The sequence below is a fragment of the Paenibacillus rubinfantis genome, assembly GCF_001486505.1.
GTDB lineage: Bacteria > Bacillota > Bacilli > Paenibacillales > Paenibacillaceae > Fontibacillus > Fontibacillus rubinfantis.
In genome coordinates this window covers 542,039-555,457 of record NZ_LN909063.1, presented here as the reverse complement: position 1 = coordinate 555,457, position 13,419 = coordinate 542,039, and the positions used below count along the sequence as shown (strand labels likewise).

The 13,419-nt window shown below is 56.3% G+C and carries 12 protein-coding genes and 1 pseudogene; 2 read left to right on the top strand and 11 right to left on the bottom strand.

What is annotated here, in order from left to right; genetic code table 11:
• From prmC to cls, 11 genes and pseudogenes are all read right to left on the bottom strand, one after another.
• On the bottom strand, nt 1–672 hold a 672-nt coding region (gene prmC, locus BN3277_RS07610), incomplete at its 3' end, for a peptide chain release factor N(5)-glutamine methyltransferase (RefSeq protein WP_232436364.1).
• A gap of 25 nt (nt 673–697) precedes the next feature.
• Entirely contained in the window at nt 698–1,765 is a 1,068-nt protein-coding gene (gene prfA, locus BN3277_RS07605; RefSeq protein WP_059041641.1) for a peptide chain release factor 1, read from the bottom strand.
• A 218-nt stretch (nt 1,766–1,983) separates the two neighbouring features.
• Nucleotides 1,984–2,454, bottom strand: coding sequence for an NINE protein (locus BN3277_RS07600; RefSeq protein WP_082691362.1), 471 nt, complete (start codon nt 2,452–2,454; stop codon nt 1,984–1,986).
• A gap of 2 nt (nt 2,455–2,456) precedes the next feature.
• On the bottom strand, nt 2,457–2,801 hold the full coding sequence (locus tag BN3277_RS07595) for a TM2 domain-containing protein (protein WP_059041837.1): 345 nt from the start codon (nt 2,799–2,801) through the stop codon (nt 2,457–2,459).
• Between the two features lie 254 nt (nt 2,802–3,055).
• Nucleotides 3,056–4,156, bottom strand: a complete 1,101-nt coding sequence (gene ychF, locus BN3277_RS07590; protein WP_059041640.1) for a redox-regulated ATPase YchF — start codon at nt 4,154–4,156, stop codon at nt 3,056–3,058.
• 124 nt (nt 4,157–4,280) lie between these two features.
• Nucleotides 4,281–4,763, bottom strand: a complete 483-nt coding sequence (locus BN3277_RS07585) for a GNAT family N-acetyltransferase (RefSeq protein WP_059041639.1) — start codon at nt 4,761–4,763, stop codon at nt 4,281–4,283.
• Nucleotides 4,764–4,814: 51 nt separating this feature from the next.
• Nucleotides 4,815–5,645, bottom strand: coding sequence for an energy-coupling factor transporter transmembrane component T family protein (locus BN3277_RS07580; protein ID WP_059041638.1), 831 nt, complete (start codon nt 5,643–5,645; stop codon nt 4,815–4,817).
• Nucleotides 5,642–7,450: an ABC transporter ATP-binding protein gene (locus BN3277_RS07575; protein WP_059041637.1), complete on the bottom strand. Its 1,809-nt coding sequence runs from the start codon at nt 7,448–7,450 to the stop codon at nt 5,642–5,644. Before BN3277_RS07575 ends, BN3277_RS07580 begins: the two co-directional genes overlap by 4 nt.
• 18 nt (nt 7,451–7,468) lie before the next feature.
• On the bottom strand, nt 7,469–8,029 hold the full coding sequence (locus tag BN3277_RS07570; protein ID WP_059041636.1) for an ECF-type riboflavin transporter substrate-binding protein: 561 nt from the start codon (nt 8,027–8,029) through the stop codon (nt 7,469–7,471).
• Between the two features lie 936 nt (nt 8,030–8,965).
• Nucleotides 8,966–9,863, bottom strand: a pseudogene (fni, locus tag BN3277_RS07565) (type 2 isopentenyl-diphosphate Delta-isomerase).
• Nucleotides 9,864–9,931: 68 nt separating this feature from the next.
• Complete coding sequence (gene cls / locus BN3277_RS07560; protein ID WP_059041635.1) at nt 9,932–11,440, bottom strand: cardiolipin synthase; 1,509 nt, start codon at nt 11,438–11,440, stop codon at nt 9,932–9,934.
• A 191-nt stretch (nt 11,441–11,631) separates the two neighbouring features.
• Between cls and BN3277_RS07555 the strand changes: the two genes are divergently transcribed.
• Entirely contained in the window at nt 11,632–12,540 is a 909-nt protein-coding gene (locus BN3277_RS07555) for a TetR/AcrR family transcriptional regulator (RefSeq protein WP_059041634.1), read from the top strand.
• Between the two features lie 43 nt (nt 12,541–12,583).
• Nucleotides 12,584–13,419 (top strand): efflux RND transporter permease subunit (locus BN3277_RS07550; RefSeq protein WP_148501008.1); only part of this gene is annotated, 836 nt, incomplete at its 3' end.

Here is a 13,419-nt window from a genome sequence, read left to right as displayed (position 1 = left end):
CAGCCCGTCCGGGCCGCCGTCCAGCGCGCCGCGCGGCTCGAAGTCCCGCACCTCCGGCTGCAGGTGCGGGATGTCTTCCGCCGGAATATACGGCGGATTCGACACTACGATGTCCAGCGGCTCGCCGGCAAAAGGTTCAAGCAGGTCCCCCTGCTTGAACGTCACCGCAAGGCCGAGCCGCCGGACATTGTCCTGCGCCACCGCCAGGGCGTCCGGCGAGATATCGCTCGCCGCCACGCGCCACGCTGGGCGCAGATGGGCCAGGGCCGCGGCGATCGCGCCGCTGCCCGTACCGATATCGGCGGCGTACGGCGCGCCGCCGGGCCACAGCGCATCGCCCTCCAGCGCGATGCGCTCCACGAGCAGCTCCGTTTCCGGGCGGGGGATCAGCACCGCCGGGTTGACCCGGAAGGTCAACCCGTAGAATTCCTGTTCCCCGATGATATACTGCGCTGGCTCGCCCGCCGCTTTGCGGCGGATTACCGCTTCCCAGGCGTCCTGCTTGTCCGCCGGGAACGGCTCGCGGAGCGCGGCCAAATATGCTGCACCCGCCAGGCCCAGCACATGGCGGAGCAGCAGCTCCGCGTTGGACTCGGGCTCCCGCACGCCCGCCGCCCCTAAAAAAGAAGAAGCCTCTTTACGGGCTTCCCAAATCGTCATTGCACCGGACATCCGGTATCCTTCGCTGTGCAAAACGTTATTCTCCTTTATCCATCAGTTCGGCTTGCTCGGCAATCGTCAGCGCCGACACAATCTCCCCGATCTCACCGTTCATGACCTGGTCCAGCTTGTGCAGGGTCAGGCCGATGCGGTGGTCGGTCACCCGGCTTTGCGGGAAGTTGTAAGTCCGGATCCGCTCACTGCGATCCCCGGTACCCACTTTGCTCTTCCGTTCGCCAGCGTATTTCGCTTCCTCTTCCTGCCGTTTCATATCGAAGATCCGGGCGCGCAGCACCTGCAGCGCCTTCTCTTTGTTGGAGTTTTGCGATTTGCCGTCCTGGCATGTCGCCACGATTCCCGTCGGGATATGCGTCACCCGCACGGCCGACTTCGTCGTGTTGACCGATTGGCCGCCCGCGCCGCTCGAACAGAACGTATCGACGCGAATGTCCTTATCCAGGATTTCAATATCCACATCCTCAACTTCCGGCAAGACCGCCACCGTCGAGGTCGACGTGTGAATCCGTCCGCCGGATTCCGTCGCCGGAATCCGCTGTACGCGATGCGCACCGCTCTCGTATTTCAGTTTGCTATATGCGCCCCGGCCGTTAATCATAAAGATAACCTCTTTAAACCCGCCCAAGTCGCTTTCATTCATATCCATCACATCGATACGCCAGCCTTGCGAGTCGGCATACCGCGTATACATCCGGTACAAATCAGCGGCAAACAAAGCCGCTTCATCCCCTCCGGCCGCACCGCGGATTTCCACGATGACGTTCTTATCGTCATTGGGATCCTTCGGCAGCAGCAAAATGCGGATTTTCTCTTCCAATTCCTGTTGGCGTGCGCTTAGTTCCTCGATTTCCATCTTCACCATTTCGCGCATTTCGTCATCCAGCTTCTCGGCCTGCATCGCTTTTGCCGCTTCCAGCTCTTCAACAACATTCTTATATTCGGTGTACGCCTCATAAGCCGGCTGTAAATCCGATTGTTCTTTGGAGTAATCCCGCAGCCGTTTCGAGTCGTTCGCCACGTCCGGATCACAGAGCAGCTCGCTCAGCTTCTCATAACGGTCAGCCAGGGATTGTAGTCGGTCCAACAAGGGATGTCACCTCTCTTCATTCAATCACATTATCTTTATAAAAAGCCGCTCATCCGCAGCCTTATTATATCAGGGATAAACGACTTTTTATTATACCATGAAGGTCGTGTTTTGGCTAGATCAGCTTCGCCCAGATCCCTAGCTGCCAACCTGAACCTTTCCACCCGCAAAAAAAGACGCCCAAAAGGCGCCTTTCCTTGACATGCATAAACGGCCGCCTATAAATCAAGCGAACGACTGCCTCCACCATCCATCTGTTCCGTTCCCGGGTTTGCGAACCCCGCCGGCGGACGGAGGGCGGCGATTTGCTCGATCAGCGACTGCTCCAGCTTGGCGTTCCAGTTACGAACGATACCCGGAAGCAAGCAAGCATCGACGATCACCCACACGGTCAGCGCCAACCCAAACAGGATAACGGGAATGAGCAGCAGCAGCGAGTAGGCCGTCTCCGGCGATTCCACGCTTTCGATCCCCGCCGCAATGGCAAACCCAATGTAGAGTCCAATCGCCAGGATAGCTAAACAAAGCTGTACGACCCCGCTGGCAATCCGCTTCAAGTAGAAACGATGCACGCCCAAATGACCAGCCAGCAGCATCAGGTAGGCCAGGCCCAGCGATTTTTCACGCTTATTCATTTCCGAATTCAGGAGCAACAGCTCGCTCGTGGTCAGATCGCTTTTCGTCAACATGATTAGATTGGATACTCCGGAGATCTGCCGCGATCATAGAAAATCCGGTCGATAATCCGGTTCTCTACCTCACCGTTATGACGTTTCACCCAAGTGTGCACCAGGAAAGCGTCCACGATCCACCAGATCCCGGTTGCGATCAGTCCGACTACCGTCAGCGACAAAATCAGTTGAGTGACGGCTGTTCCGATCTTCCCCATGTAAAAACGATGTCCCCCGAAGATTCCAAGGAAATACCATAGGATATAAGCTACAAACATGTTTTTCCCCTGGTTTTTCACTTCGGATTCCAGCAACAGCAATTCCCGGGTATCCAACTGGGACTTGCGGTGCAAGGCGTAATCCATACTCATTACAAAAACTCCCCCTAGATGTAAGAATGAATCCAACTTGAATTAAGTATACAAACTCGATTCTATGAAAACAATGCAAATTATTACCATACGTTCATCTTTCTAAATGAAGGTATGCCGGACATTCTCTTTATATACACTCCTTATTTTACAAATAAAAAAATGCAAATTACAAAAAAACTGCCCCAAGGCTCGCCTCACTCTGCGATCCCTGGGGCAGCGATCCACCGCTAATACCCGAAGTTAAATTATACGTTAAAGCGGAAATGCATGACATCGCCGTCTTGGACGACGTAGTCTTTGCCTTCCAACCGCAGTTGACCGCGTTCACGCGCCGCATTCATCGAACCGGCTGCAACCAGGTCATGGTAAGAAACCACCTCGGCGCGGATAAAACCACGCTCGAAGTCGGAGTGGATAACGCCCGCCGCTTGCGGCGCTTTCGTCCCTTTGCGGATCGTCCAGGCACGAACCTCCTGCACGCCGGCTGTAAAGTACGTATACAGGCCGAGCAAGCGATAAGCGGCCTGGATCAGACGATCCAATCCGGAAGCGCTCAGACCCAGCTCCTCCAGGAACATCGCCTTATCTTCGCCTTCCAGTTCCGCAATCTCCGCTTCCACCTTGGCGCTGATCGGCACCACTTCGGCTCCTTCAGCCGCAGCGAACTCTTTCACCTGCTGCACATAAGGATTGCTGTCGGCTTCGGTCACGCCGTCCTCACTGACATTGGCGGCGTACAGCACCGGCTTTAAGGTCAAGAGGTGCAAATCGCGCACGATTTGCTTCTCTTCATCGGTCAGCTCCACGCTGCGCGCCGGCTGATCGTTATAGAGCGCCTCCTTGATCCGTTCCAGGACCTCAACCTCCTGCGCGTATTGCTTGTTGCCGCCCTTCATATTTTTCTTGGAGCGTTCGATTCGTTTCTCGACGCTTTCCACGTCGGCCAAGATCAGCTCCAGGTTAATCGTTTGGATGTCGCTGATCGGGTTAATTTTGCCGTCCACGTGCGTAATATTCTCATCCTCAAAGCAGCGGACCACATGCACGATCGCATCCACTTCGCGGATATGCGCCAGGAATTTGTTACCCAATCCCTCGCCCTTACTTGCGCCACGTACCAATCCGGCGATATCAACAAATTCGAACGCCGTTGGTACCGTACGGTTCGGAACAACCAGCTCGGTCAGCTTGTCGAGCCGCTCATCCGGCACCTCGACCACGCCGACATTCGGGTCGATCGTGCAAAACGGATAGTTTGCGGATTCGGCCCCCGCCTGGGTTATCGCGTTAAACAGTGTGGATTTCCCCACGTTCGGTAAACCCACAATGCCTGCTTTTAAAGCCATATGATTGACAACTCCTCATTCATGTAATTGCTCAGCTTCCTTCAACCATAGTAACGATACGCCGGGAATATTTCAAGGATAACGATCTCCCCCCCGTGCTCAGGGTCGTGCCCGGGTCCGCATTCTAGCCGCGATCCTCCAAGGTTTTGCTCATCTGAATGTCCGTGGCGATGTAACCCATCTTTTGATACAACCGGTAAGCCCGCTGGTTATGCCCGAACACATGGAGGCCAATCCTATTCAGCCCCAACTCGCGCACCTGATCCTCCAACGCGGTCATCGTCGCTTGACCGTAACCCTGGTCCTGGAATTCATCATAGATCAGGATATCGAGGATAAACACAATCGGTCCTTTTTCCTGCTCCATTACATTAAACCAAAGATGACCCACGGGCGTTTGCTGTTCCGTCTCCTTGACACTGAACAGATAGGCCCCCGCTGTCTCCAGATCGTCCGGGAGAAATCTGCGAAACGTCGCTTCGGCGAGCGCCGGCGCGTCCTCCGGCTTCCAGGTGCCGGCTACGACTTTCTCCTCTGCATATTCGCGGACCGATCGACTGCGAAACGCCTGATATTCCGTCTTCGTCATGGGAACCAATTGAACCATAAGTATCCTCTCCCTACCGGTCCTTAGCGGACCCTAATAAACAACGATCATCTATCCGAGCGGATACCAAAATCCCTGAAACAAGCTGCGTTTCAACCAGATACCACCCGCCAGCAAAACCGCGCACAGCAACGCGATCAGCTTATCGCTTCCCTTCATCACGGTGCCCATGTACCAGGTTCGCCGCGGTTTCGTACCGAATCCACGCAGGTCCATGGCATCGGAGACCGATTCGATATGCTGCAATGAGGATTGCAGCAGCGGCACAACCGCCTGCGTCAGATTCCGCGCCCGCTGGAGCAGCGTCCCGTCTCCACGGGAGATTCCTAACCCTCGCATCTGAAGCGCGTTTAGGATCGTGCGAAACTCCTTCGTCAAATCGGGGATGTAGCGAAAGGCGATGCTGACGGCATAAGCGAGCTTGTAAGGAACGCCCAGTTTGTTTAAGCTGGCAGCAAAGCGGCTGGGATGCGTCGTAAAAATAAACAGCAGCGTAATCGGCAGCAATGTCAAATATTTAAACGACAGCGTCAGCACATAAACCAACGTTTCCGCATTAATGCTGTCATACCCAAGCGAGATTAACGGCGTATTGCTTCCGGTCAATGTCGTGCCAAATCGAGGTGTGATCAGAAGAATAAAAATGCTATTAATGACGGTAAAAACGGTCAGCGCCCAGAACAACAGCGCCATTTTGCGGAACGGCACCCGAGCCAGCAACAGCATCGAAACCCCGCCGGCCAGCATGACGGCAAACACACGCAAATCCATGAACAGGAAGGTGACAACCGTCCAGGTTAGCAGCAGGATCAACTTAACCGCCCCATCCATCCGGTGAAAAAAGGAGTCCCCCGCTGCGTATAATCCACTCGTTTGGCTCATGCTCGCTTCACCTTCTTTTCCGCGGCGATAAAAGCCTCAACGAACCTCGCCGGTGAAGCCAGCCCCCGGGCCTCGGCGAAACGCGCCAGGCTCGTCTCCCGCAGATTGGCCTGCGCGGTGATAGCTCCGTCGGCTAAAATACGGGCCACCGCGTCCTCAGCGATGATTCGGCCCTCCACCATCACGGCCGCCCGGTCCGCATATTCCAGCGCCAAATGCATGTCATGCGTAATGAACAGAAACGCCATTCCCTTAGCAGCTAGCCGGTCGATGAATTCCATAAATTCGGTATAATGCCGATAATCCTGGCCTGCTGTGGGCTCATCCAATATCATAAGCTTGGGCTGCAGCACCAGAATCGCCGCGATACTAAGCCGCTTCTTTTGCCCAAAGCTCAGTGCGGAAACCGGCCAGTTCCGGTATGGATACAGGCCGCAAATCTGCAAGACTTCCTCCGTACGCTGCTCTCGCTCGCCTTCGGGGACTCCGCGCGCCGCCAGGCCGATGCGAATCTCGTCCCGCACCATGTGTTGGGTCAACATGTGATGGGGATGTTGCATCACGTAACCAATCTCTTCGCCGCGTCGACGGATCGACCAGCCGGTGATCGCCTCACCGCGCAGACGAACCTCCCCCGCGCTCGGCTTAAGCAAGCCGGTAATCAACCCCGACAGCGTGGATTTACCGGCTCCGTTGCTGCCGAGCAGGGCCACGGTTTCACCGGTGCGGACGGTCAGCGAGACGTCCTCCACTGCGTTCTTGCCCGGCTTATAGGCGAAGGACACGCCTCGCAGCTCAAGCAGCGGCTCACCAAGGCTGCTCCGTGCCGCCGGCGGAACGGACGCCGCCCACGACTCCAGCCGCTCCCGCAGCTGCGGCTCGCTTAGCTGCAGCTCGCTTAGTTGCAGCTCGTTCAGTCGCGGCTCGTTCAGCCCTGCGGAAGCGGACGTTTCCCCGTCGTTCTCTACCGCGTCAGACTCCTGGAGCCGCAGCGTCTCCGGTCCGGTCAAACCGGTAAATGCCGACAATGGCAGTCCCGCATGGCTCAGCGCCTCCAAGTACAGCGGCTGGCGTAAGCCGTACCGGGGAAGGATGCCGGCCGCCAGCAGCTCATCCGGCGTGCCGATCGCCGCAATCTCCCCCCCGTTCATTACGACAACGCGATCGATATGCTCCAGCAAGACGTCTTCGACCCGATGCTCGATAAGGATCACCGTTTTCCCTTGGCTGCGGTGGATTTCGTCGATCAGCCGCATCGCTTTGGCACCGCTGGCAGGGTCTAAATTGGCGAGCGGCTCATCAAACAGCAAAATATCCGCTTGCGTCGACAATACGCCGGCCAGCGAGACATGCTGTTTTTGCCCGCCGGACAGTTCATGCGGACCTTGCGCTTCATACGCTCGCATCCCAACGAGATCCAGCGCCGACGAAACGGCCGCTTTCATCTCATCTAGCGGAGCCCCTTCATTCTCCAGTTGAAAAGCCACATCTTCCCCAACCGTCTGGCCGACGAACTGAGCATCCGGATTTTGCAGGATCGTCCCAATCCGGCGGCTGCGCTCGAAGATCGTCATTGCCGAGGCATCTTGGCCGTCCAGCAGCAGTTGTCCGGACATTTCGCCGCCGTACGAAAAGGGAATTAGCCCATTGATACAATGGGCTAATGTCGACTTGCCGGACCCGCTGGGGCCAGCGATCCATATTTTCTCGCCGCGCTTGATTTCCAGATGGATGTTCTTTAGCGTAGGTTCACTCTGATTTTTGTAGCGGAAACTGAACTGTCGGAAAGTTATGACTGCTTGCATGTTTTCAGTAAGCTCCTTTTATCTGTCTACGCTTAAATTCGAGTTGCTGCGGTTGCGTTTCACGTAAGCCAACACCGCCGGAAGCCCCAGAATGAGAAACACGGCCAGGTTCGCCAGACCCGCAGAAATGACTTGAACCGCGATCTTATCGTTGGGTTCACCCATCACAAGAATGTCGAAGTACCCGGAAAAAGCCAGCGAAACAAAGATCCCCACGATGCCGTAAACGATAAACCAAGCCACGTGGTTTTTCTTCATCCGCCCTTCCTGGGCGTTGAAGTCCTTGGCCAAGTAAATCAGGCCCATAAAAGCCGCGGTGATGCCCGAGCCAAGGGCCCAGCCCCACCACACGGTGCCGCTCGTAATCAAATCGTTGATCACGTGTCCGATAAACCCGGCGACAAAGCCAACGACTGGCCCAAACAACGCGCCGAAAATCGCCAGCAAAGCGATAGCCGGACGCAGCTGCGTATCCGGCGCGATCGGGATGCCGATCCAGCTGGTCGCTCCGTACAGGGCGGCTCCAATCCCGATCGTCACCACCGTTCTCGTGCTCCACTTCCACAATGAAGGTTTCATATCCAACTCCCTCTCCGTACGCCAAAACCCGCCATATCGCCCACGGGATCTGCCGCCGATTTATGTATTGACCCGCCGCCGTTGCCTTATCAAATAGGTCCAAACTCCGTCCAGGCGAACCGGTATTCACCTTCAATATAATAGGGATTCCGTATGATTGCAACAAATTCTTACAAGTTTAGTTGGAATTCATCCCCCCACCCGCGTCCCCGTCGCTTTTTGCACCATTATCCCCTTTAATCAGGCTGCCGCCCTCGCCCTCATTCTCATTCTCATCCTCATAGCTCAGCCCCTCTTTGCGCCATTATCCCGCTCAATCAGGTGTTAGCTCGCCGCCCACTCGCTTTGCACCATTATCCCGATTAATCAGAAGCCGATCATCCTCTTGCCGCTTTACACCATTATCCCGTTTAATCAGGTGACACTATCACGACCCAGTCGCTTGCACATTATCCCCTTTAATCAGGCATCACTATCACGGCCCAGTCGCTTTGCGCTATTATCCCATTTAATCAGGCGCTGCTCTCATGGTCAGTTGCTTGCACCATTATCCCGTTCAATCAGGAGTCCACTCATGGTTCGATCACTTGGGCCAGGCTCATTCGGAGAACTATTTCAGAACATAACTTCTCAGCACCTGAGCAAAAGGGATAATCATGCAAAGGGGCCAGCCGCAACATACGGAGCGGGCACACCAGGCCTCCACCGCCCTTCGCGTTGCATCGGTGGGGGGAAGAGCGGCACCTTCTACTGCTACTCACGGCGCACAAGCAAGGTTCAGAGTATTACCTGCCCTTTTCTAGCATCTGCCCGGCTTCTGAGCAAAAGGGATAATCACGCAAAGGGGCCAGCCGCAACATACGGAGCGGGCACACCAGGCCTGCGCCGCCCTTCGCGTTGCATCGGTGGGCGGAAGAGCGGCACCACCCTCGACAGCTACTCGCGGCGCACGAGCCGCGGCGTATTCCGCAGCGCCGGTATGTTGCCGGCGCCAATGCCGAACATGGCGGTGCGGAGCTCCAGCTCGACGCGCTCCAGCAGCGCGTCCAGCCGCTCCTCCGAATGCACCGCCGGTTCGAGCAGCGCCCGGCCGAACCCGGCCAGGTCCGCGCCAAGCGCCAGCGCTTTGCACGGGGTCGCTGCCGCGGAACTTCTCGACCTGGCTCCACGAGGTGCCGCCGGCGCCCGCGACGTCGATGAAAGCGACGCCTGCTTCGCGCAGCCGTCTCGCCGTAGCGCCGTCGATGCCCCAGCCGACCTCCTTAACGCCAACCGGAATCGGCAGCTCGCGGCAAACCTCCTCGATCCGCCGCAGCAGCCCGCCAAACTTCGTATCTCCCTCCGGCTGGAACACTTCCTGCAGGCTGTTCAAATGCAGTACGAGCATGTCCGCTCCGGCGATCTCCACCGCCCGCTTGCAATCCTCCGGCCCGTAGCCGTAATTTAACTGCACCGCGCCGAGATTAGCGATGATCGGGATAGACGGCGCCAGCTTCCTTACCGCAAAGGTAGGCGCAAGCTCGTCCCGTTCTACGGCGGCCCGAACCGAGCCGACGCCCATCGACCAGCCGCGCCGCTCCGCCGCCTCCGCAAGGCGCGTATTAATCTCGCCGGCCAACCGACTGCCGCCGGTCATCGAGCTGATCAGCAGCGGCGTACGCAGCGAAGCGCCGAGAAATGCCGTCTTCAAGCTGATTTCAGCAAAATCTAACTCCGGCAGCGCGTTGTGGCGAAAGCGGTATTTTTCAAACCCGTTGCGGATCCCCTCCGCGTTCACTTCCTCTTCCAGGCAGAGCCGGATATGCTCGGTTTTACGTTCCGATGTCGGTTCCATGCCGTAGTCCCTCCTTGATTGCGAAATACGCCGGGCGGCTCATCGCCGGCCCGCCCCTTACGTCTCCGCTACAGGAGCGGAGATAAGAGCCGAGCCGCGGATTCCGCCAGGCGTACCGGGATTTTCTTATTCATAAAATCATGCTTGTCAATCAGCTTCGCCGACAGCAGGTCGCGTTCGAAGTTGTTCACGACCTTCGCGACGCTGTCGCTTTGTACTAGAAGCGCGTTCACCTCGAAATTCAAATGGAAGCTGCGCATATCCATATTGGCTGTCCCGACAGTAGCGACTTCCCCGTCCACGATCAGCAGTTTGGAATGCAGGAAGCCTTTTTCGTATTCGAAAATTTTGACTCCTACCTCCAGCAGCGCCTGAAAATACGAATGGGACGCGAGGAACGGCAGCCATTTGTCCGGTTTGGCCGGGAACAGGATGCGTACGTCGATCCCCGATAAGCTGGCCACGCGCAGTGCGGTCAGGATGTCCTCGTCCGGGATAAAATACGGCGTCGCCAGCCACACGGATTTTTTCGCCGACGTTATCATCGCAAAGAAGATGTTCTTGAGCGTCCGGCTTTCGTTGTCCGGTCCGCTGGGCACGATCTGCACCGCACCGCTGCAGCCCTGCTCCAGCTCAGGGGACAAGTAGGCCAGGTCCATGATCTTCTCCCCGGTCACATACTGCCAGTCCTGCAGAAAAATAATCTGCAGCGACCGGACCGCCTCCCCTTTTACAAGCATGTGCGTATCACGCCAGAAGCCGTACGTTTTGCTGCGGCTCAAATACTCGTCACCGACGTTAAGTCCGCCGATGAATCCAGTATTGCCGTCGATGACGACGATTTTGCGGTGGTTGCGATAATTCACCCGGCTCGACAGGGCCAGAAAACGCATCTGTCCGTAAACGCCAACCTTGACTCCGGCTCCCCGCAGCTCCGCGATAAACGACTTAGGCAGGCCAATGCTGCCGACCGCATCGAACATGAACCGGACCTCAACTCCGGCCCGCGCTTTTTCCATCAACGTCTTCTGGATTTCCCGCCCGATATCGTCGGCGCGGTAGATGTAGTACTCCATATGGATATGATGCTCGGCTTTCTTCAGCTCGCGCAGCAGGTTGGTAAAAGTCTCCTCGCCGTTGGTCAACACCTGCGTGCGGGTCGCCATCGAATACGGCGTACGGGCCAACCGCTGCGACAGATGCAGCAAGCGCTGCTGGCCCGGGCTGAACTGCGACAAATCGCGGGGCAGCAAATGGCCGCTGCGGTCGATCCGTTCGTAGCTGAGGCGGTCTTGTTCCGCTTTTTTATCGAATTTACGCCGCTTGAAATAGTTTTGGCCCAGCAGAAAATAAAGCAACAGCCCAACGACCGGCAGCAAAGCAAGCACGATAATCCAGGCTACCGTGCTGGACGGATTGCGGTTCTCCATAAAAATGGCGAGGCCGATCGTGATAACGGTCAGCGTTTGGAAAATACTAACGAGTGTACCCCCGAATTTACCGAAGACGCCAAATCCGAAATAATAGAAAGCAAATAAAATCGCGGCGATGAAAATGATTTGAAGTCCCCGTCTCATCGTTGTACTCCTTCTTTTTCTAATAATGCTTGATTATATTCTACATGAACGTTCGAATTCTTCCTACTGGTGTGAGGGAAAAATGTACGCCTATACCGATTTGAATCCGCCTGGGCTTTGTACTATAATCGGGAGTGACCCATGAGTCATAAATAGAACCCACGAGTCAGAGGAAGGAGGCTCGGTCTTATTTGTCCCATCCATCCATCGACAAAAAGAAGCTGATTTTACGAGCGGCCATGCAGTTATTTGCAACCAAAGGCTCGTCCGCCACGTCGATGCAGGAAATTGCCGAAGCCTGCGGGATGTCCAAAGGCAGCCTGTACCTTCACTTCAAATCGAAGGAAGAGCTGGAGCAGAGCTTGTTCGACTACTGCTATCAGATGCTGCTTGACCAGATGACCCAGGTGGAGCTGCAGCAAGAGTTAACGCCAAAAGAGAAGCTGCGGCGCCAACTGGTCGTCATGCTCGAGCTGGTGCTTGAGCTGCGGGAGTTCCTGATTATGCAGTTCCAAGACTGGCACAAGAACGGCACGCCTTATAAGGAGCCGGATGCGGTTCAAGCCCACAATGCCAAGCTGCTGCGACACGGCATGAATAAGCTTGAAGCGGTCTACGGACCGGAGATCAAGTCGTATACGGGCGACCTTTTAACGATCGCTTACGGTATGGTCGGCATCTACATCCGCCTGTTGGTTGAACCTCATGTTTCGGCCTCGCCGGAACGGATGGCGGACCATTTGATAGGTCTGCTCGACCTTTCGGTCCAGCACCAACTGACCCATCGTCCGGTCCCGTTGATTTCCAAGGAGACGCTACGGCTGATGTCCGAAGGTGCTCCGGGCAGTTTGGATCTGCAGCAGCATCCTTTGATTGCGATCAAACGAATCCGCGAAAAGCTTAGCGATGTCATCGTCGATCCAGACAGACAGCAGGAAGCGCAGGAAACGCTGCAAATTCTTGAGCGCGAAATCCTGGAGCTTCGCCCGCGCCGCGCCATCATCAAGGGCATGCTGGCCAACTTGGCCGCCATGCCGGAGCTGGCCCTTCATTCGGCGGAACTGGCGCAGCTGCTGCAGGGTTATACCCAGCACTCGTAAATGATGTTGTCACCCATAGAAAGAGAGGAGCAGAAACCCGCTTATGAAGAGTATAATCCAGTTTTCCCTGCGCAATAAGTTCGCCATCTGGCTGCTGACGATCATCGTTACCGCCGTTGGTTTGTACAGCGGCTTAACCATGAAGCAGGAGACCATTCCAAACATCGACGTGCCTTACCTTAGCGTAACGGCCGTATATCCTGGAGCTGCGCCGGAGGGCGTGGTCGAGGAAATCACCAAACCGCTGGAGACGCGGCTGCACAACGTTGACGGCGTGAAGACGGTGACCTCCACCTCGATGGAGAATGCCGCCTCGCTGATCATCGAATTCGAATACGGCACCAATCTCGACAACGCGACTGCAGCCGTTCGCGAAGCGCTGAACGACGTGCAGTTGCCGGAAGATGCACAGAAACCGCAAATTACCCGGTTCAGTCTGAGCTCCATGCCAGTCGTGTCCCTCAGCTTGTCGGATAAGGAATCCGGCAGCCTTGAGGATCTGACTCGCATTACAGAAACCGACATTAAACCTGTGCTGGAGGATCTCGACGGCGTGGCTTCGGTTCAAATCGCCGGTCAGTTCGTTCGCGAGGTCAGCTTGAAATTCGACCAAGCCAAGATGAAGGAGCTGGGTCTGTCCGAAGATACCGTTAAAGGGATCGTGCAGGGCTCCGCGCTCCGCGTTCCCCTTGGATTGTTTAGCCTGGAGGAATCCCAAAAGGCCGTTGTCGTAGATGGTAACATCACGACGGTGGAGGACTTGGAGAACCTGGCTATTCCGGTTGTACCCAGCTCGACGGGCGCGGCTAACGGCGGCGCGGCCGCTGGTGCCGCAGGCGCGATTGGCGGCGCCGGTATGCCTGCAGGCGGTGCAGACGG

Excerpts from the sequence above, each read along its gene's own strand:
- BN3277_RS07570 (WP_059041636.1), bottom strand. The coding sequence starts at position 8,029 with ATGAAACCTTCATTGTGGAAGTGGAGCACGAGAACGGTGGTGACGATC.
- BN3277_RS07600 (WP_082691362.1), bottom strand. The coding sequence starts at position 2,454 with ATGTTGACGAAAAGCGATCTGACCACGAGCGAGCTGTTGCTCCTGAAT.
- BN3277_RS07595 (WP_059041837.1), bottom strand. The coding sequence starts at position 2,801 with ATGGATTACGCCTTGCACCGCAAGTCCCAGTTGGATACCCGGGAATTG.
- BN3277_RS07580 (WP_059041638.1), bottom strand. The coding sequence starts at position 5,645 with ATGAGCCAAACGAGTGGATTATACGCAGCGGGGGACTCCTTTTTTCAC.
- BN3277_RS07585 (WP_059041639.1), bottom strand. The coding sequence starts at position 4,763 with ATGGTTCAATTGGTTCCCATGACGAAGACGGAATATCAGGCGTTTCGC.
- cls (WP_059041635.1), bottom strand. The coding sequence starts at position 11,440 with ATGAGACGGGGACTTCAAATCATTTTCATCGCCGCGATTTTATTTGCT.
- ychF (WP_059041640.1), bottom strand. The coding sequence starts at position 4,156 with ATGGCTTTAAAAGCAGGCATTGTGGGTTTACCGAACGTGGGGAAATCC.
- BN3277_RS07575 (WP_059041637.1), bottom strand. The coding sequence starts at position 7,450 with ATGCAAGCAGTCATAACTTTCCGACAGTTCAGTTTCCGCTACAAAAAT.